Source organism: Enterobacter sp. RHBSTW-01064, assembly GCF_014103035.1.
Lineage (GTDB): Bacteria > Pseudomonadota > Gammaproteobacteria > Enterobacterales > Enterobacteriaceae > Enterobacter > Enterobacter mori.
On the sequence record NZ_JABXOU010000001.1, the window covers coordinates 207,801 to 227,667 of the forward strand.

Annotated in this window: 19 protein-coding genes; 1 reads left to right on the plus strand and 18 read right to left on the minus strand. The window is 53.3% G+C overall.

The window, feature by feature from the left end; genetic code table 11:
• Window positions 1-12 precede the first annotated feature (12 nt).
• The 3 genes from tyrR to HV355_RS00930 form a co-directional block, all read right to left on the minus strand.
• Window positions 13-1,554: a transcriptional regulator TyrR gene (tyrR, locus tag HV355_RS00920; RefSeq protein ID WP_182400701.1), complete on the minus strand. Its 1,542-nt coding sequence runs from the start codon at window positions 1,552-1,554 to the stop codon at window positions 13-15.
• A 113-nt stretch (window positions 1,555-1,667) separates the two neighbouring features.
• Window positions 1,668-2,720, minus strand: a complete 1,053-nt coding sequence (locus HV355_RS00925; RefSeq protein WP_100166171.1) for a YcjF family protein — start codon at window positions 2,718-2,720, stop codon at window positions 1,668-1,670.
• Window positions 2,717-4,114, minus strand: coding sequence for a YcjX family protein (locus HV355_RS00930; RefSeq protein ID WP_120158278.1), 1,398 nt, complete (start codon window positions 4,112-4,114; stop codon window positions 2,717-2,719). Before HV355_RS00930 ends, HV355_RS00925 begins: the two co-directional genes overlap by 4 nt.
• Window positions 4,115-4,267: 153 nt before the next feature.
• On the opposite strand from HV355_RS00930, the gene HV355_RS00935 reads away from it, so the two are divergent.
• Window positions 4,268-5,278 (plus strand): LacI family DNA-binding transcriptional regulator, encoded by a 1,011-nt coding sequence (locus HV355_RS00935; RefSeq protein WP_108417766.1) that lies wholly within the window; start codon window positions 4,268-4,270, stop codon window positions 5,276-5,278.
• A gap of 34 nt (window positions 5,279-5,312) precedes the next feature.
• Here HV355_RS00935 and HV355_RS00940 read toward each other — a convergent pair whose 3' ends face one another.
• From HV355_RS00940 to pspA, 15 genes are all read right to left on the minus strand, one after another.
• On the minus strand, window positions 5,313-6,227 hold the full coding sequence (locus HV355_RS00940; RefSeq protein ID WP_182400702.1) for an OmpG family monomeric porin: 915 nt from the start codon (window positions 6,225-6,227) through the stop codon (window positions 5,313-5,315).
• A gap of 66 nt (window positions 6,228-6,293) precedes the next feature.
• Window positions 6,294-7,376, minus strand: coding sequence for an ABC transporter ATP-binding protein (locus HV355_RS00945; RefSeq protein WP_182400703.1), 1,083 nt, complete (start codon window positions 7,374-7,376; stop codon window positions 6,294-6,296).
• Window positions 7,377-7,378: 2 nt separating this feature from the next.
• Window positions 7,379-8,056, minus strand: coding sequence for a beta-phosphoglucomutase (gene pgmB / locus HV355_RS00950; RefSeq protein ID WP_182400704.1), 678 nt, complete (start codon window positions 8,054-8,056; stop codon window positions 7,379-7,381).
• Window positions 8,046-10,328, minus strand: a complete 2,283-nt coding sequence (locus tag HV355_RS00955) for a glycoside hydrolase family 65 protein (protein ID WP_182400705.1) — start codon at window positions 10,326-10,328, stop codon at window positions 8,046-8,048. Before HV355_RS00955 ends, pgmB begins: the two co-directional genes overlap by 11 nt.
• Complete coding sequence (locus HV355_RS00960; RefSeq protein ID WP_182400706.1) at window positions 10,322-11,380, minus strand: Gfo/Idh/MocA family oxidoreductase; 1,059 nt, start codon at window positions 11,378-11,380, stop codon at window positions 10,322-10,324. Before HV355_RS00960 ends, HV355_RS00955 begins: the two co-directional genes overlap by 7 nt.
• Before the next feature lie 11 nt (window positions 11,381-11,391).
• Window positions 11,392-12,180 (minus strand): sugar phosphate isomerase/epimerase family protein, encoded by a 789-nt coding sequence (locus tag HV355_RS00965; protein ID WP_182400707.1) that lies wholly within the window; start codon window positions 12,178-12,180, stop codon window positions 11,392-11,394.
• Between the two features lie 17 nt (window positions 12,181-12,197).
• Window positions 12,198-13,250, minus strand: coding sequence for a zinc-binding alcohol dehydrogenase (locus HV355_RS00970; RefSeq protein ID WP_182400708.1), 1,053 nt, complete (start codon window positions 13,248-13,250; stop codon window positions 12,198-12,200).
• A gap of 28 nt (window positions 13,251-13,278) precedes the next feature.
• Window positions 13,279-14,121 (minus strand): carbohydrate ABC transporter permease, encoded by an 843-nt coding sequence (locus HV355_RS00975; protein ID WP_120158286.1) that lies wholly within the window; start codon window positions 14,119-14,121, stop codon window positions 13,279-13,281.
• The gene (locus HV355_RS00980; protein WP_100166161.1) at window positions 14,108-14,989 is read right to left on the minus strand and encodes a sugar ABC transporter permease; all 882 of its coding nucleotides are present in this window, start codon (window positions 14,987-14,989) and stop codon (window positions 14,108-14,110) included. The genes HV355_RS00975 and HV355_RS00980 overlap by 14 nt, the downstream gene beginning before the upstream one ends.
• A 21-nt stretch (window positions 14,990-15,010) precedes the next feature.
• Window positions 15,011-16,303 carry an ABC transporter substrate-binding protein gene (locus HV355_RS00985; protein WP_182400709.1) on the minus strand — a complete coding sequence of 431 codons (1,293 nt, stop codon included), beginning with the start codon at window positions 16,301-16,303 and terminating at the stop codon, window positions 15,011-15,013.
• A 14-nt stretch (window positions 16,304-16,317) separates the two neighbouring features.
• The gene (locus HV355_RS00990) at window positions 16,318-18,015 is read right to left on the minus strand and encodes a sugar phosphorylase (RefSeq protein WP_182400710.1); all 1,698 of its coding nucleotides are present in this window, start codon (window positions 18,013-18,015) and stop codon (window positions 16,318-16,320) included.
• A 200-nt stretch (window positions 18,016-18,215) separates the two neighbouring features.
• Window positions 18,216-18,437, minus strand: a complete 222-nt coding sequence (gene pspD, locus HV355_RS00995) for a phage shock protein PspD (protein ID WP_010431696.1) — start codon at window positions 18,435-18,437, stop codon at window positions 18,216-18,218.
• 12 nt (window positions 18,438-18,449) lie between these two features.
• Complete coding sequence (pspC, locus tag HV355_RS01000) at window positions 18,450-18,809, minus strand: envelope stress response membrane protein PspC (protein WP_089600645.1); 360 nt, start codon at window positions 18,807-18,809, stop codon at window positions 18,450-18,452.
• On the minus strand, window positions 18,809-19,033 hold the full coding sequence (gene pspB / locus HV355_RS01005; RefSeq protein WP_010431698.1) for an envelope stress response membrane protein PspB: 225 nt from the start codon (window positions 19,031-19,033) through the stop codon (window positions 18,809-18,811). Before pspB ends, pspC begins: the two co-directional genes overlap by 1 nt.
• A 49-nt stretch (window positions 19,034-19,082) precedes the next feature.
• Window positions 19,083-19,751, minus strand: coding sequence for a phage shock protein PspA (pspA, locus tag HV355_RS01010; protein ID WP_010431699.1), 669 nt, complete (start codon window positions 19,749-19,751; stop codon window positions 19,083-19,085).
• Between the last annotated feature and the right edge of the window lie 116 nt (window positions 19,752-19,867).

The window sequence follows — 19,867 nt, forward strand, 5'->3', positions numbered from 1 at the left end:
AGGCTTTTGCTTTTATTCGTCGCCTTTCTTATGGTTCAGCCCATACTCACGCAGCTTATTCGCAATCGCGGTATGTGACACCCCAAGCCGCTTGGCCAGCTTGCGTGTGCTTGGATAGCTGCGGTACAGCTGCGTCAGCACAGAGCGCTCAAAACGACTGGTGATATCGTCGAGCGAGCCTTCCATCGCCTCTTCACCCACCGACACCGTCCCGGCATCGTAATCCGGCAACAGGATATCCTGAGGCCGCAGCTCGTATCCTTCCAGTTGAGTCAACGCGCGATACACGGCGTTCTTCAACTGACGAATATTCCCCGGCCAGCCGTAGCGCGTCAGCACCGTGCCCAGATCGGCAGAAAGCTTCGGACGCGGCACCCCTTGCTCATCCGCAAAACGGGCCACAAACAGCTCCGTCAGCGGGATGATGTCTTGCGGACAATCGCGCAGCGGCGGGATGTTAAGTGTCAGCACGTTCAGACGATAATAGAGATCTTCCCTGAACACCCCTTTTTGCACCAGCTCCACCAGGTTTTTCTGGGTGGCGCAAATGACGCGAACGTCGACGTGGACCTCATGGTCCTCACCCACGCGACGGAAAGTACCGTCGTTCAGGAAGCGCAGCAGCTTAGCCTGCATGCGCGCAGACATCTCGCCGATTTCGTCCAGCAGGACCGAACCGCCGTTGGCCTGTTCGAAGAATCCTTTTTTCCCTTCCGGCGCGTGGCCAAACAGTTCACTTTCAACGGCATCTTCAGGGATCGACGCGCAGTTCAGTGCCAGGTAAGGTTTTGCCGCCCGCGGGCTGGCCATATGTACGGCATGCGCGAGTAAATCTTTCCCGGTTCCCGTATCTCCCGTTATCAGCAAGGGTGCACTCAAACTGGCAAGCTTACGTGCCTGATCGACCACATGGCGCATTTTCGGGCTGACGGCAATAATCTGGCTGAATGCGCCGACATCCTGGCTGGAAATATTCTGCAGCTGGCGTCCCATACGGACGGTGGAGCGCAGCATAATCACAGCTCCCGTCAGGACACGACTGTCGTTTTCCCCTTTCAGGTAGACCGGCGTGATCTCCATCAGGAAATTTTGCCCGTTAATAACGACATGTTCGCTATGGGTGTTTTGCGGGTTACTGTCCAGCCAGCGCTGGAAGTTAAAGCCGGGGATCAGCTGCGTAGCGTGATGATTGCTGAGTTTCTCCTGACTCTGTGCAAAAAGCTGGCAGCTCGCCAGATTCACGCGCTCAACTTTACTTTTCAAGTCGAGGGACAAGAAAGGTTCAGGCATGGCTTCCAGCAGCGCGCTCAGCGCCAGGTGCTCTCGCTCTGACGGCATCCAGGGGATAGTACGGACATCCGTAACGCCAGCGATACGGCGGATTTCCCCCATCAGGCTACTGAAGGTGTTGAATTCAATTTCGGCAAAATTGAGGTAAATTCGCCCGACAGGATCGATCTCAATGCCACGTAAATCAATGCTACGTAAAACAAGAAGATCGAGTAACTCGCGGGTCAGACCGAGACGGTCCTCACAAAAGACTTCCAGACGCATGGGAAATTCACCGTTCTTAGCCATTAACGCTAAAATGATATGTCAGATCACGGTATTCTGGAAGGTGGCTGTCAACAAATATTGACAGCCAGCACGAATAGTAAGCAAGGCCTTTACGGGGTCGGTTTTTTATTGAGCGTTTCTTTCAGTTGGCCAATGAGTTCACGACGGAAATCGCCCAGACGAGGCTTATCACCATCGATCCAGGGCAACGGACGGCATACTTCCATCGCTTTGATACCCAAACGGGCAGTCAGCAAACCGGCACCAATCCCCTGAGCAGCACGTGCGGACAGACGCGCCGCCAGATCTTGTGACATCCAGTCCATCCCCACTTCACGAACCAGCTCGCTGGCACCGGCAAACGCGATATTCAGCAGCACCAGCTTGAACAGGCGCAGACGGCTGTAATAGCCCAGTTCGATGCCGTACAGATTTGCGATGCGGTTAATCAGACGCAGGTTACGCCAGGCGATAAATGCCATATCCACCAGCGCCAGCGGGCTGACGGCAATCATCAGCGTGGACTCCGCCGCCGAACGGCTGATTTCACGTCGCGCCTGCGCATCCAGCACCGGCTGCACCAGGTGGGAATAAAGCGTCACCACTTCGCGATCGTTCTGAGTCTCATGAATGGCGGCATACCAGCGCTGAAGCGCCGGGTGCGACTTGTCTATACCGGCCTGTGCGGCCAGTTTCTCACAAAAGTCCCGGCCCTTTCCCGTGCCGTGGCTGTGAAGCAGATCCCGGGCGATATCTCGCTCGTGCGCGCGCTGTCGTAAACGCCACAGACGCCGCCACTCGGTAGCAACCGACCCGACACCCGCCCCCACAATCAGCGCACCCGCAGCACATCCACCCAGCGCAACCCAGTCCTGGGTTTGCCAGGCGTTGATCGTCCACTGAACGCCTTGACCCACCACGCTTACGCCAAATAACGCCAGCCCGGCAGTGACCATCTTCCGCCACAGGCTACGTTTCGGGCGTAAGGCCGCTTCAACCACCGCTTCAGCCGGGCCGTCCTCGACGCTGGGTTCTTCAGTCAGCACTGGAGCAAAGTTATCAGCCTGCGCGCCGTTAAAGGTTTGCGCCGTTTTAAACGCCTCCTGATGCTCTTTCTCAAGCGTCCCGGTAAAGTCAATGCGCGGTTTTAACGGTTCCGTCATCGCAATTTATCTCCAATCAAAAATTCCAGAGCCGCATCCAGACGAATGTGCGGTAACGGCCGATCGACGCTCATGGTTTGTGGCCGGAAGGCTTCGAACTGGAAGCCCTGATTCTGCCAAAATGCCTGCCCCGGCAGACGAGCCGGTACCTCCCCCGGATAGACGGTCAATGGTTCACCGTCGCTGAGACGGTTGCCCCGCAGTGCAGGGATCTTTTCGCCATTAACGTCTATCAACCCGCTCTGTGTCGCCTGTACCGAGGCCAGCCCGAGGCAGTCCATACCGATCCCTTCAAACGCAGCGTTCTGCCAGGCATCCTGCACCAGCTGCTGCAGCAGCGAGACTAAATTGGCATGCTGATCGACCGTCACGTGGTCGGCCTTGGTGGCGGCAAAGAGCAGCTTATCGATCACCGGCGAGAACAGACGGCGGAACAGCGTGCGCTGTCCATAATGAAAACTTTGCATCAGTTGCGTCAGCGCAAGGCGCATATCGTTAAACGCCTGCGGTCCGCTGTTGAGCGGCTGAAGGCAGTCCACCAGCACGATCTGGCGGTCGAAACGTAAAAAATGATTTTTGTAGAAACCTTTGACCACTTTTTCGCAGTAGTAATTGTAGCGCTCGCGCAGCATCCCGGCGTTGGTGTGCTTGTCCGCTTGCGCCAGCTTTGATTCCCCGTAGGCATCCACATCCGGCCAGGGGAAGAACTGCAGTGCGGGAGCCCCCGCTAAGTCTCCCGGCAGAACAAAACGACCTGGCTGTATGAAATGCAGCCCTTCCTGTTTGCACTGATGCAGATACGTCGTCCAGGCCTCAGCAATCGTTGCCAGCCGGTTTTCATCCGCAGGGGCCAGGGGATCTAACCCCTCGCACAGCTGTCGCCATTTTGCCGACCACCCGGCACGTTGCCCCTGCAATAATCCCGTCATCTGGCGGGACCACGTCAGATAATCCTGGGCCAGCATTGGCAAATCAAGCAGCCACTCACCAGGGTAATCCACAATTTCCAGATAGAGCGTCGACGTATCCTTGAAGTGGCGCATGAGCGATTCATTGGAGCGAAAACGGAGCGCAAGGCGAATTTCACTCACGCCGCGCGTCGGCGTCGGCCATGTCGGCGGGTCGCCATAAAGCTGTGCCAGCCCTTCATCATAGGTAAAACGAGGAATGCCGAAGTCGCGCTGAGGCACGCGCTTAACGCCCAGCAAACGCTCTTCGCGCACGGCGCTTAGCAGCGGCAGACGTGCCCCGGCGTGCAGATTCAGCAGTTGGTTCACCATCGCCGTGATGAACGCCGTTTTGCCGCTGCGGCTGAGTCCCGTCACCGCCAGACGCAGATGGCGATCAACACCGCGGTTCACCAGAGAGTTGAGTTCGTTTTTAAGTCGCTTCATCGCCGTCCTTCATTGCGTGGAAACCTGAAATGCATGGCTTCAGAATACAATAAATGGGGGCAGATCGTTGATTATCAATTCTTATTTATTGCTATTGCCGTTTTCTCTCCAGTAAGATGAACGGCATTGCTGTTTGTCTGGAGTGAGAGGTGTATGTCACCCACTATCTATGATATCGCCCGGGTTGCTGGCGTTTCAAAATCAACCGTGTCGCGCGTTCTGAATAAACAAACGAATATTTCTCCTGAAGCGCGTGACAAAGTGTTGAAGGCGATTGACGAATTAAATTATCAGCCCAACAAACTTGCCCGCGCCCTGACCTCTTCTGGCTTCGACGCCATTATGGTAATTTCAACGCGTTCAACCAAAACGACTGCCGGTAACCCTTTCTTCTCTGATGTACTTCATACCATTACGGCAAAAGCTGAAGAAGAAGGTTTTGACGTTATTTTGCAGACCTCGAAAAGCAGTGAAGACGACCTGCTAAAATGTGTGAACAAAATAAAGCAGAAAATGATTAAAGGGATCATTATGCTGAGTTCACCGGCTGATGAATCTTTTTTTACTACCCTGGATGCGTACGGCGTACCGGTAGTTGTCATCGGTAAAGTGGAAGGCGATTTTACGAATATTTACTCCGTCGACACGGATAATTTTCATGACAGCGCCACGCTAACAGATAATTTTATTAAAAACGGACGGCATAAAATTGCCTGCCTGCATGCGCCGCTTGATTATCATGTTTCTATCGATCGTCTTTCAGGCTATAAAGCCAGTCTGGAAAAGAATAACATTGCTATTAATCCAGACTGGATCATCGATGGCGGGTATACGCACGAGAGCGCGCTTACTGCGGCTATTCAATTATTGTCCTCAACCACGCCGCCTGACGCGGTATTTGCGACTGACAGCATGAAGTTGCTTGGTCTTTATCGCGCGGCGGATGAGTTAAACCTGATGATCCCAGAGCAGGTTGTGGTTGCGGGATACAGCGATCCGATGCTGTCCCTCATTCTCACGCCTGCACCAGGAGGCTTTGATATTCCTACCCGCAAGCTGGGCGAAGAGAGTTGCGATCTTCTGTTTAAGCGTATCGCCGGTCATCCTGCGCCACAAAAGGTGCTCGTTGATACCCATTTTTCACTTGCAGCCTCCCTACGGTAATACCAGGGGCGGTTAGCCCCTGGTATTGTGTCGATCAAAATGCGTAATTCACGCCAACGCCCGCATAGTGGAAGCGGTCGCTTTCACCTTCATCATGGTTTTCCCACTCATAGGCGTATTCCAGCGTCATGGATAAGCCATTGTTGAAATCGTAAGCGTAGAGGAGACCGAGTCGGTTGAAATCGTGTCCTTCACGTTCAGGATCGTCCTGCCAGTCCCAGTTCGACCAGCGATCAAGCCCAAGGCGGGTATAAGGTGTTAGCGTCGTCTGGCCTAACGAAATGGGCAGATACGCACGAATTTCCTGCGTCGAAAACTCGCCGTTATTACGGGAACTGTCCATATTGAAACCGCGCTCTAAATAGTAATTCACTTTAGCCGCGAAGGTTTCGTTGATGGTCCAGGTAAAGCCCGTTTCGGTTTCGACGCGGCTGTCAGAATATCCGGTCTTTTCCAGGTCATTGGCAAACTGATACATGGCAAACCAGCCGCCAAAACGCCAGTCATCGGTTAATTTAATATCCCAGTCAGGCTGAATTTTATAGCGCTGCATATTAGCGCTGCCGTCTTTCGCGCCCTTTTCATCTTTGTAGTGATATCCATAATTACGGAAGCCACCCGTCAGGCCGAGTGTGAAATCATCCGTTCCAATAAAGCGGTAGCGTAATTCAAATTCAGGACGATCGAAATAGGTTCCGCGTGTCATGCTGCTGTAATCAACCGGCCCTTCCTGATACATCGCCATCGAAATTGTCCACGCATCCCAGGTGGCGTTAAACCAGACGGAGGGTTCATATAAACCATCTTTATCGTCGCCCTGACCTTCTACGTTTTCAATTTCATACATTGCACCGATATTAAACGCCCAGTATTTTGCTGTTTCTTCGGCTTGCGCACAGCTAACCCCTGCGCACAGCACGAGCGCAGCACTTCGTAGTAGAGTACTCATTAAAATATTCCTTTATAATTAACAAACAAAAAAACCGGAAATTTGCATTTCCGGCAAACACCTTTCTTATCTAATAGCCGCTTCGGTATCCGCGTCGAAGAAATGGCACTTATTCATATCAAACTGGATGCCGATAGTGTCTCCGGCAACGTAGTCATTGGCCGCACCCGCCCGAACAACCAGTTCATGCCCGCCGACAGTGGCATAAAGCATAAACTCCGCACCCGTCAGCTCGGCTACACTCACTTTCGCGGCAATGTCTTCCCCCTGGCGCTGAAGCGTCAGAATATCTTCCGGTCGGATCCCAAACACCACGGCTTTACGCTGGTAGCCCGCAGCGTTGAGTGCCGCGAGCTTCTCTTCCGGAATTTCCAGACGCAGTGTTTCCGTCACAAAATAACGGTCGTCTACTGCCCCGCGAATGAAGTTCATGGCGGGCGAACCAATAAACCCGGCGACAAACATATTCGCGGGCTCGTTATATACCTGCTTCGGTGCCCCCACCTGCTGAATAAAGCCGTCCTTCAAAATCACGATACGGGTAGCCATCGTCATCGCTTCCGTCTGATCGTGGGTCACGTAAATCATCGTGGTATTGAGTTTCTGGTGCAGCTTGCTGATTTCAGCGCGCATCTGCACGCGAAGCTTGGCGTCGAGGTTAGAGAGCGGTTCATCCATCAGGAAGACACCGGCTTCGCGGACGATCGCCCTGCCTAATGCCACACGCTGCCGCTGGCCGCCGGACAACGCGCCAGGTTTACGCTTGAGATACTCACGCAATCCCAGAATTTGAGCCGCCCAGTTAACGCGCTCTTCGATAACCGCAGGCGGGATTTTCTGCATCTTCAGGCCAAACGCCATGTTGTCGTAGACCGTCATATGCGGATAAAGCGCATAGTTCTGGAAAACCATCGCGATGTCGCGAGACTTGGCGGGGACATCGTTCATGCAGACGCCGTCTATCACCAGTTCACCGGCGCTGATTTCTTCCAGTCCGGCGATCATGCGCAGCGTCGTCGATTTACCGCAGCCAGACGGCCCGACGAAGACGATGAACTCCTTGTCCTCAATTTCGAGGTTGAAATCCTTCACCACGTGGACCTGGTTATCGTAGATTTTCTGAATGTGTTTCAGAGACAGTTGAGCCATTATTAATTCCTTATCAATGCCGTCCGGGACGCCCAGAAATCCGTCAGGCATTTCCAGGTCAGTTCCCGCGTTGAATGAAGTTGTAATCCCGCATGGTTCAGGCCAGGTCCAATCCCAACCGACAACATCCCTGCCGCATTGATCGCTTCAACGCCCGCCGCCGCATCTTCGATACCGATGGCCTCTTCAGGGCGGACATTCAGCCCTGTGCAGGCAGCGAGGAAGATCTCCGGGTCAGGTTTTGAGCAGGTAATACGAGAAGCATCTGCACAAAAATCAAAAGCCTTATGAATGCCCAACGCCTGTAATATGCCGGGGGCGTTGAGGGATACGGAGGCAAGCCCAATTTTGATTTTCGCCGCACGTATATCCGCCAGGACTTCGCGGATACCTGGAAGCAGCGAATCTTGTGTCAACGACGCCAGGGACTGGACATAGAGATCGTTTTTCTTCCCGGCAAGCGTGAGGCATTGCTTGTCGTCAAACGCCCCCTCTTTTCCACCGTGTCGCAGGATCCGCTGCAGGGAATCCATGCGGCTAATTCCCTTTAGCTGCTCGTTAAACGCCTCGTCGATGGTGATGCCAATCTCCAGCGCCACGCTACGCCAGGCCAGGAAATGCAGATGTGCGGTATCGGTGATCACGCCATCCAGATCAAATACAACTGCATTAAGCGTCATAGCGCCCCTCCGTGGTAGCGGTCCCAATAATAGGCGCAAGAAAATCCTTACGTGCAAAGATCTGCAGCCCCGAGACGTTAAGGGTTTTACCCCATAGCGTTAGCGTGACAGGTGCAGAGGATTCAACGGTCAACGCATCATGTTCAAAACAGAAACGCATTTGCGCGTTTCGCCACCGCAGCGGGAAGCTCAGTTTTCGCCAGTGGGCAGGCAATTTCGGCGCGAGATGAAGTTCCCCTTCCACAATCTGCACCCCGGCAAAACCCTGAATAACGCCCGACCAGATGGCACCGGTCGCGGCGGCGTGAATACCGTCATCGCTGCTGTGCGGATCGTCACCCAGGTCGATGGCGACACCGTCACGCCATAAAATATATGCCCCTTCAGTGTCGCCGCAACGCGCAGTCACGATCCCGTGAATGGACTTGCTCAGCGACGAGTCATGTATGGTGCGTGGCTCGTAGAAAGCCAGGTTGGCAGCGCACTGTTGTGGTGTAAACCTTTCCGGCAGCAGGTAGTTGAGCATCACCACATCGGCCTGTTTGAGGATCTGCATCTCATTCACTTCAGCGCGAGAGTAATCAAGCAAAATGGTTTGTTTACCCGCTTTCGCTTTGTAGCGACTCAGATCGATAGCCGGTTTCGCCATAAAGGTATCATCCTGAGGAAGGACACCTTCGGCATTCGCCTCCGGGAGCCATAAACGCGTCAGAAAACGGGTGGCATTCGCCAGGAAAGCGTCATCGTCACGACCAAACATCGTCATAAACTGGCGGGCACAGGCGACGTTATGCCAGGCCAGATAGTTGGTGTAAGCGTTGTTGTTGACGTGTTCGGTGTATTCATCCGGCCCGATCACATCATGGATTTCCAGGCGACCGTTGACTTCGACGGCACGTCCCATCCAGAACGTCGCCGTCTCCGTCAGTAACGTCAAACCTTCATTGCGCATAAAGGCGTCGTCCCGTGTCGCCTGCCAGTAAGCGACAACGGCCCACGCGATATCCGCCACAATGTGGTGTTCGGCCAGTGCAGAGGCCACTTTCTGACGTGTGCCCGTACGAATGTTGATTGCCGCAAATTCCGGCGTCTCTTCCTGACCGCTCGCGGCGCTTTCCCACGGGAACAGCGCGCCTGGCCAACCGTTACGACGCGCTTTTTCACGCGCTCCGGAGAGGTTAAGCCACCGATAGCGCAGCAGGTTGCGGGCAATCTGTGGCCGGGTGAAAAGATGGAAAGGCAGCAAGAAAATTTCGGTATCCCAGAAGATGTGACCTTTGTACCCTTCCCCGGTCAAGCCTTTGGCGGCGATACTGCTTCGCTCGTCATGTGCTGGCGTCATGGTTGTCAGATGCCAGACGGCATAATCAAGCGCCATCTGATCCTGTTTGTCCGTGGATGTCACGTCAACCCGCGCGTCACGCCAGACGTTATCCCAGGCACGCGCGGAGTTCTCCAGCAGCGATGCATACCCTTTTGTGGCACATACTTTGAGATCGGCCAGCGCATTGCGCGCATAGGTTTCCTGCGAGAGCGTTTTGTCCTTGCGGTGAGTGATCCACACCAGTTTTTCAAGTGTGACAGTGTCACCGGCAGGAAGCGTCAGCGAATGGTGTGCCATGACGCGGCGATTTTTCGCGCTAAAGCAGCTGTCACTGCTGTCCGACGACAGACGGCAGCTTGTTGAGATGACCACCTCTGCAGCGCGATCCTGGGTTTCATAGACACCCTGCAGGTAATGCTGGTCAAAGACTCTGACAGAAACTTCATCCAGATGCTGTCTGCCGCTGTTGGTTTGGGTCGCATCAATACCTGTTTTCAACACCACCTGGGATGCAGCATCCAGCGGCGTGATCGACAGTTGCATTGCCACCAACGGCAGTTGATCGAGTGACACAAAGCGACGGCTATCCAGACGATACCGCTTCCCATCGGGCGCGCGCCAGAGAACCGTGCGACGCAGTTCGCCGTTGGCAAAATCCAGCTCGCGCTGCCAGCTCAGGATATCCCCTGACAGGAGGGTAAAATTCACACCGTCCAGTTCAACCTCGATGCCGGTGATATCCGGCAGGTTGATCAGTTCATTGGTCTCGTTCCGACCTGCGCGATGATACAGCCCCGCCAGATACATTCCTCTGGTTTGCTGGGTATAGTCTTCCTCATGCGCAGCGCGAATGCCCATATAGCCATTGCCGCAGGCCATAACAGAAGCGAATTTGTTCAGGCTGTGTGGACAAAAGCCCGGGTCGGTTAATACAGACACGTTCAGCATAACGTCACGCTTTCCCCTGTTTCTGCTGATTCATAAAGCGCGGCAACAAGCTGCTGGATAACCAGCCCCTGCTCCGCATCAGCAATCATGACCGGCTCTCCCTGCACGTGACGAACAAAGGCGTCCATACTGCGCAAATGCCGTTGGTCATCAGCGTCTTCACGCTGCGTGAGGGTCTGTAATACCCCGGCCTCGTCAGTGTAAATATGTGCCGGGAACAGCGTTGCCCCGGCTTTTTCAGCGCAGAATGAGACATTCATGATCGACTGCTCGCGAATATTCAGGGCAAACGAGGTATCCAGACGCAGGATGCCGCCGTTGCAGAATTCAATTGTGCCGAACAGCGCATCTTCGACCGTAAACTGAGCCGGATCCCACTCACCAAACTGGCCACAGTTTTTCCTGTTTCCCAGCCGCTGGAAGCTGTGCGCCGTGACCCGTTTAACCGCAGGGAAACCCAGTACATACATGGCGGCATCCAGCATATGAATGCCGATGTCGATCAACGGTCCGCCGCCCTGCAACGATTTGTTCGTAAAGACGCCCCAGCCCGGCACGCCACATCGACGCAGTGCCTGCGCCGTCGTGAAGTAGATCTCGCCCAGGACGCCATTCAACACGGCCTCACGCAGCAATTGCGTATCGCGTGCAAACCGGTGGTGAAAATCATACGCCAGCACTTTTCCCGCCTTTCGGGCAGCGGTACGCATCTGTTCGGCCTGCTGTGGCGTCATGGCGGGCGGCTTTTCACACATGACATGGCATCCGGCGTCGAGCGCCGCCATAACATGTTCAAAGTGAAACCGGTTAGGCGAACAAACGCTCACCACATCCGGTCTGACCGTCTCCAGCATGGTTCGCGTATCCTGCCATGAAGACGGGATCCCATGACGTTCCGCAAACGCCTGTGCCTGTTCAGGGCGGCTGTCCATGACAGCCACCATCTGAATATCACTGCGCGTGGCGTAATACGAGGCATGAACTTTGTCCGCGACCTGTCCGGCACCAATGATGGCGACGCGCAGAGGCGAAGGTGTTGAAGCACTCATCACGCATGTCATCCTTAGCATTCACGCAAATAGGTGAGGGAATCCTGATAAGCCTGCGCAGGATTGTCAGCACGAACACGACACTCATACACCACGTAACCCTGATAATCGTCAGCGCGCAGCCGATCGAATAGGCTGGCAAAATCGAGGCTGCCGCTGCCCGGCTGGTAGCGGTGGTTATCTGCAATGTGCACATGACCCAGCAGATCGCGGTTGCGGTGCAGCGCATCCGTTAGCGAGTCTTCTTCAATGTTCATATGATAGAAATCACCGATGATCTGCACGTGTTTGAGCGCATTCTCTTCGATGTAACGACGCGCATCCGCCAGGGTGTTGATCATATGGTCCTGATAGCGGTTCAGCGGCTCCAGGTATACCGTCGTCCCGGTGCGTGCTGCCACTTCATCCAGCCAGCGCAGGGAGGCGCTGACTGCTTTGCGGTCACCGTCCAGGCTGCGTGGAGAGGTCATTGGCGGCAGACGGAAGGTAAACATCCCCCAGGCCGCAGGGACGATAATCCCCTTGCCGCCCACCTCTGCCAGCGCTTCCAGAATACGTTCAATCTGCTGTAGTCCGTTCAGACGGCGCTCTTCAATGAAATCACCGATCCAGCCATCGTATCCGCCGCACGCGGTTGTTACCGGCAGGCCGGTGGCTTTGATAGCTGCTTTTACTTCATCGAGGTTTTCCACCAGCAGGCGGCCATCAATTTCGTAGCCATCAAAACCCATCGCTTTGATGTACTGGAATTTTTCCATGATGTTGGTCGGGAAAAAGGCCTGGTTTTGTGTTGCGATTTTCATGATTTGCTGTCCTTAGCTTAAAAAGTGACGCCCATTTTGATGCTCAGTTCAGGGTGCTGATCGACATATTTCATGTAGCTCTCAGCGCTGGTGGTAAAGGTGACAACTGGGTCGATCAGATCCTCGCAATTGAGATAACCGTTCATCAGCAATTCCCAGCAGGTCTCTTCAATACGCTTGCGGCTCCAGCGCGGGTAATCCGGGTTCGGTTCACTGCAGGCGCGGGAGAAAACAATTTTCGCGTTGTTGAAATGCGCTTCGCGACCGAGGTTGAATCCTGCCGCAAACGGCTTTGCGAACGCCACGTAGGAGAGGGTTCCGCCGTAAGCGAGACCGCGCAGTGCAGATTGCAGCGCATCGGCAAAGCCACTGGTTTCGATAATCACATCCGCGCCCTGCTTACCGGTCAGCTTTTTGATTTCAAGACCGACATCAGTACCGATTGGGTTCAGGCAGTGGTCTGCGCCATGACGGCGAGCAATCTCACAGCGATGTTCGATAGGATCGACACCGATGACCACTGACGCGCCAGCTTTCTTCGCCAGCTGAATCGCGATCTGACCAATCGCCCCCAGCCCGACAACAACCACAAAATCACCTACACGGACATTGGCATCACGCACGCCGCTCATGGCGAATTGCGCCGGATCGTAGCAAACGGCATTTTTCCAGGACGACCCCTGCGGCATTTTGCGCAGCTTGTAGTTGTTCACCGCGTTAACGATCACCGTCTCCTGCAGCGGACCGTAGCAGCAGACGCGATCGCCGATCTGGTATTCCGTCACGTCAGCCCCGCATTCGATAATGTCGCCGACGATCATGTTCCCCAGCTGGAATTTACCGAACTCAATACCGCGAGCCGCGCCCTCTTCACGTGGCGTGAACATCTGCCACTCGGCGTTGAACTCTTCATCGATAAACGGGCTTGCCGCGCGGAAATCCACCACTTCAGTGCCGTGTTTCGGCGCGCCAAAGCGGGCACGAATTTTCACTTCGTGAATGGCAACAGGACGATCTTCATATTCCACCAGCGCCGCCACGCGGGGCGCTGTCGCAACTAACTTTTTCATGACTGACTCCTTGTTAAAATTGGCCGCCTCAGCCCTTCACGCCACCGGCGGTCAAACCACTTTTAATAAAACGTTCAGACAGCGCGTACATGATGACCACAGGCAGTGCCGTGACCAGCGATGCCGCCATCATGCGACCCCAGATGTAATCTGGCGTGCTAAACAGGGTGTTGAGTCCTACCGGCAGGGTGAAATTGCTGGCGCTGGACAGGAAAATGGAGGCAAACAGATAGTCGTTCCATGCCACCATGAAGCAGTAGACAAACACCGACACCAGACCGGAAATCGCCAGCGGCACGGTGATGCGGAAGATGATTTGCAGACGGTTAAGACCGTCCATCATCGCGGCTTCTTCTATTTCGTCCGGAATGGTGTCGAAATAGCTGCGCAGCATGAATACCGCGGTCGGCAACGTCTGGGTCACCATGGTGATAATCAGCGCCAGTTCGGTATCGTAGATCCCGAGCGCGGTGATGATTTTGAACAGCGGCACCACCAATAAAATCCCGGAGAACATGTAGACGGTGTAAAAACTCGCATTGATCGTCGTGCGTCCTTTAAAACGCAGTTTGGACAAGGCGTAGGCACCCAATGTACCGAGAAACACCGCAATCACTGATGAAGTCAGCGAGACCACCATGCTGTTGCGGAAGTAATCCACAAACGGGAAAATCAGTGGGTTAAAGATGTCGACGTAATGCTGCAACGTCCACTCCTGCGGCAGAATCGTCGGATGCAGCGAGATCGCCTCTTTGGCGCTTTTAAACGACGTCATCAGCATCACGAAGAACGGGAACAGCGTGATGATGAGGAACACCGCCAGCCCCAGATAAAAACCGATACGGCCCAGCACGCGTTTATTTGTTGCCATTGAGGTTTACCCTTTTTCTGGTCAGCAGAATGACGGCGAAGATGATCACGAACAGCACCACGGAGATAGCGGCGGCTTTACCCAGATCGTTGAAGGCAAAGGCCGTTTTATAGAGATAGACGCCCAAAATATCGACCTTCGTTGTCAGCAGATAGACATCCGCAAACATGTAGAACATCCAGATGGTTCGCAGCGTAACCACCGTTGCCAGAACCGGCATGATCGCGGGCAATGTGACAATGCGAAAACGCTGCCAGGCATTCGCGCCATCCATTTCAGCCGCTTCATATAACGACTTATCAATGGTCTGCAAAATGGCCAGAAACGAGATGAACGCATAGGGGAAATAGCGCCAGATGGCAAACAGCACCACCAGCACAAAACTGCTGCCGGGGTTGTCAAACCACAGCGGTGCCTGGTCATACAGATGCAGCAGGTCAACGCCCAGATAGTTCACAATGCCGTAGCCGTTGTTGAACATGTACTTCCAGGCAAACACCAGCGAAATTGACGGCGTAACGTAGGATAAAATCACCAGTGAACGGGCCGTTTTGCGCAGGCGAAATTCACGGTTAAAGAAGATGGCGACGGCCAGCCCAAGGCCCGTACTGCCCAAAACGACCAGCGCGGTGTACCAGAACGTCATCCACAGCGAGTGCCAGAACGCAGCATCGCTCAGAATACGGATGTAGTTATCCAGCCCAACAAACACGGCATCGATGCGCGGGTTGAGCGGCAAGCGTAAGAAACTGATTTCAATGTTGGAAATCATCGGCCAGGCCACCAGGCCCCCCAGCAAAATCAGGCTGGGGGCCAACAGCAGCATGGCGAAAGGCATATCTGAACGACCAGAAAACAACGTCTTCATAATTCCCTTCGCAAAGCGCTCCTATCGTTGTGAAATCAGGTCAGTCAGTCGCTTCTGGCTGTTGCTTAACGTTGCACTGAGATCTTGTTGACCTACCGTGACGTTATGCACCATAGAACTGATAATGCCGGAACCCGTGACATCGCCCATGCGGGTGAAGTTTTTGTCACCCACGGCACCAAACACCTGCACGTTCGGGAATTGGGCGATCAGCTCGTAAGGCAGTTGCCCAAACGCTTTAATCACATCGTTGTTTTTCCAGGTTTCCGTGCCCACAACCCGTTTGTTCACGGGCAACGCTGCACCAGGCGACATCATGACCCAGTCTGTTGCGTTCTGAGCCTGCTCCATCCAGGTGACAAATTTCTCTGCCGCTTTGGTTTCCTCTTCGGTTTGGCCTGTGGTGATCGTCAGTGATGTGATCATGCCGTAGACCGCAGAGGATTTTTCAGTCGGGACCACAAAGCCCAGGTCCGCGGGATTGCCGTCTTTGAAGACCGCCGGCAGGATGTAGGTGGAGTAAACGGCCATCGGCGCGGAGCCGTTCATAAAGGCGTCTTTGATCTCCATGACATCGTTTGATCCAGGCATGGTGGTTGCCGCCAGCGCTTTATAAAAGGCCAGCGCTTTCGTCATCTCTGGCGTATCAATCTCCACGTCACCTTTCGCATCAAAGACGTTTGCGCCTCCCGAAAGGGCGAACTGGGAGAATGCCTGTTCCGTCATCACACTTTCTGCTGTTGGCAACGCAATGCCGTAGTGTTTCTTGCCCGGATCGTTGAGTTTCTGACTGGCTTGCAGCAACTGCTCCCAGTTATGCGGCTCTTCAATGTCCGCAGCCGCCAGGATGTCTTTGTGGTACCAGACGCCGGACAGCCAGGCACTGACAGGAACGCCGGTCCACGCAGTGCCGTCTTCAGTACGAACCACGCGAAGAATGCCGTCGTAGAAGGTGTCTTCACCTACGGCTTTAATCGCTTCACCGATCGCGTCCCGATCCAGCAACTGCTCTTTGTCCATCACCTTTGCGTAGTCATGGCTGACTTCGATCACTTCCGGCAATGCGCCGGTACGGGCCAGAGTGATGACCTTGGTGTTGTAGGCATCCTCTTCCACCGGTACCTGTTTCACCGTGATGGTTGGGTTTTCCTTCTCGAATTTCTCAATCAGTTTCGTAATGACGGCCTGACGTTCCTGCTCCACCGACGAATGCATAAATTCAATGGTGACGTTCGATGGCTTGTCGTCCTTACATCCTGATATCAGGGCGCACGAAGCCAGTGCTGACATCAGCACAATTTTGGTCATCTTCATTTTTGAGGTCCTTTTTAGTTTTCTTTAATCCACATCACCTGCCATGGATTAAGGGTCAGAGTCGTACCGCTAATATTCTGTTTCGTAATCAGCTCCGTACCGGATATCCCTTCAGAATTCACGGTCTGAATATGTTGGCTAAAGTTAAAAAATGCCGTTATTCGCTCACCCTTTTCTGCCACGCGAATAATTTTAAGAATATGTTTTCCGGATGTTTCGAAAAATGCGTGACTATCCGGATGGAATACCTGTTCCGTTCTGCGTATCGCAATCAATTCGCTTAGCTGTTTAAATATTTTATGGCGAATGCCTGTTGTGTTTGAAAGTTCTGAATCAATCTCACCGGCAATGTATTTTTTGCGGTTGATTGCGCGGTTATATCCAAGTCGCTCAACGCCTTCATAATCATTACGTGAGCCCAGCACACTTTGAATATAAATGGCAGGCACGCCAGGGAAACTCAATAAGACCGCATGCGCCAGAATAAATCGTGCAATACGTTCGTTATCAGCTGCATTTTTTGGGCTTAATGCATCCAGATAGGTAACATTAATTTCATAGGGACTTCGCGTTCCGTCAGGGTTATTTTTCCAGTTAACCAGAGCCCCTTCCTGCTGAAGTTTTTCCACCAGCGAAAGGATGTCGGATTCAGGTAAAATCCCGCGTAACGGATTCAGGCCGATACCATCATGCGAAGCTAAAAAGTTGAACCAGGTGGTTTTCGTGGAAGGGAGTTCCAGCGATGAGGCCCACTGGCTCAGGGTGTGGACATCCTGACGATGGATGGCATGCAACACCAGCGGCGGTAAAGAGAACTGATACACCATCTGCGCTTCATTTTCGCCGTTGCCAAAATAAGAGATGTTGTCTTTATGCGGAACGTTTGTTTCGGTGATGATGACCGTTCCCGGCGCCACAGCCTCAGTAATCGCGCGGAAGAACTGGATGAGCTGGTGGGTTTGTTCCAGATGGATGCAGTGTGTTCCGGGGATTTTCCACATAAAACCCACGGCATCGAGACGGATGTAATTCGCCCCTTCCATCAGGTAATGAAGCAGTACATCCACCATGGCAATTAACACGTCCGGCGAAGCAAAGTTCAGATCGATCTGGTCTTCGCTAAAGGTGGTCCACAGGTGGCGGACGCTGCCGTCATGAAGCGTAAAAGGCGTCAGAAGCGGTAACGCTCGTGGGCGCGTCACGGCGGATAAGTCTGTTTTCGGATCGACGGAGATAAAGAAATCTTCATAGCCAGGCGTTTGCTGAAGATAGTTAGCAAACCATTGGCTTTTTGCCGACATATGATTGCACACGTAATCAAACATCAGGCTGGTGGACTGTTTTAATTCAGCAATATCACTCCAGGTTCCGGTTTCTGGTGCCACTTCATGATAATCGATGACAGAGAAACCATCGTCAGAGGACCACGGATAAAAAGGTAAAAGATGGACATGAGAAAAGGAATGAGAAAGCCACTTATTATAAAAACGGGTAAACACCGGCAGCGCGTTCTCCCCTGCTTCCGAAAACTGATCGGCATAGGTAATGAGGACGACATCTTTTTCATCCCAGCCGGATTTACGTTTTTCCGTAATAAGAGAAGCGGCATTACCGATTTTTTCCAATAACACCTTGCGATGTGTATCAGTAAAGGTTTCCCCGTAAATAAGATCAATGAGTTTATTAATTTTTGCGTTCACTTTGTTTTCCATGGTAGCGGTCCCACGGATCGCAATCTACTCCCATGGAAAATATCTGTCAACGGACCAGGGAGCATAAAATCGCCCTGATAAAGCAGCGCAGAGCAGTAATGTGAGCTACAGCAAAGAAAGAATAAAAAGACAGAGATGCCAGGCAGAAACGCCGCTAGCCCTTCTCTCGGGTGAGAAAGGGCTAACGCAATCAGGAAGGGTCAGGAGAAGTATCGACGAGAAACGCGTTTTGCCAGTTTCTGCAGCATCGGTTCCAGCGCCACGGCAAGCAGCATTCTGACCGGTTTACGGGCAACAGATTTTATCGCCCAGCCCGCCACACCGGCCGGACCGTAACGCAACGCTGTCAGCAGGACCAGTTTACCTGCGATTTTCAGGCCGGGTTTTACCTTCTGACCGGCCTGTTGCCAGTTTTGTTTCATTAATGTTCTCTCTTAAAGCTGACGAAAACGGCTTCTCAGCGTAAAGGTATCAGAGGTGATATAGCGTTCCATTTCCCGCAGCCGCTTCTCCCCTTCAGCCAGTTGATCATCAACGGCGTTGAGCAGATCGCTGCTGGTCGGTGCGCCTTCCGCCGCCAGTTCACCGTCAGGCATGGGGTCGAGCACAAACGACAGCACGATATAGGCCACCAGAGTAATAAAAGCCAGACCAAAGAAAATGGATAATACCGTCACCACACGCACCAGTTTCACCGGTACATCGAGATAATGGGCCAATCCAGCACAAACGCCGCGTACCATGCCCTGCTGCGGGATGCGCCACAATTTTTTGTTCAGGTTCAGTCCAGACATTAACGCTCCCTCCAGTTCGGATGTTCTGCATCCAGGATAGCTTCCAGCGCCTGAATGCGATCGCGCATCTTATTCGCCTGATCGGTAAGCTGCACAAGACGTTGTTGCTCACTCTGAGAAAGCTCTCCACGCGAAGAGCGGTTACTGTAGTGCAGCCATAACCAAATCGGCAGAACGAACAGCACGAAAATGGTCAGGGGAATTGCCAGAAAAAGCGCGCTCATGTGTACTCCTTGTTTTATGATGCGGCACGCTCAGGTGCCGCACGAATTATTACTGGTTGTCTTGCTTCATTTTGGCTTTCAACGCCGCCAGCTGCTCGCTGATTTCGTCGTCGGCTTTCAAATCGGCAAACTGCTGATCCAGCGTTTTCTGCTTACCGATACTGTGGCTTTCCGCTTCCGCTTCCATGTGGTCGATACGGCGTTCGAAAGATTCGAAACGGGCCATCGCTTCGTCCAGCTTACCGCTGTCCAGCTGACGGCGAACGTCACGGGAAGAGCTTGCCGCCTGGTGGCGAAGCGTCAGCGCCTGTTGACGAGCGCGGGTTTCGCTGAGTTTATTCTCAAGCTCGCCGATCTCTTTCTTCATACGAGAGAGCGTGTCATCAACCAGCGTCACTTCGTGTTCGAGCGCGGTGACAACATCTGACAACTTCTGTTTTTCAATCAGCGCGGCACGAGCGAGATCTTCTTTATCTTTACGTAACGCCAGTTCGGCTTTTTCCTGCCATTCGTTGAGCTGGGTGGTCGCCTGCTCAATGCGACGCGTGAGCTGCTTTTTCTCAGCCAGCGCACGAGCGGAGGTGGAACGCACTTCAACCAGCGTGTCTTCCATTTCCTGAATCATCAGACGCACCAGCTTCTGCGGATCTTCCGCTTTCTCAAGCAGTGAGTTGATGTTGGCGTTCACGATGTCGGCAAAACGAGAAAAAATACCCATAATCAAATCCTCATATTTCTGTTATCGGGCGATGCCCTGCTAAAGAGATAATACAAATCCCATGCCAACTTTTTATCTCATTGATATTATTAGATGTGATTGATATTTGCACATTA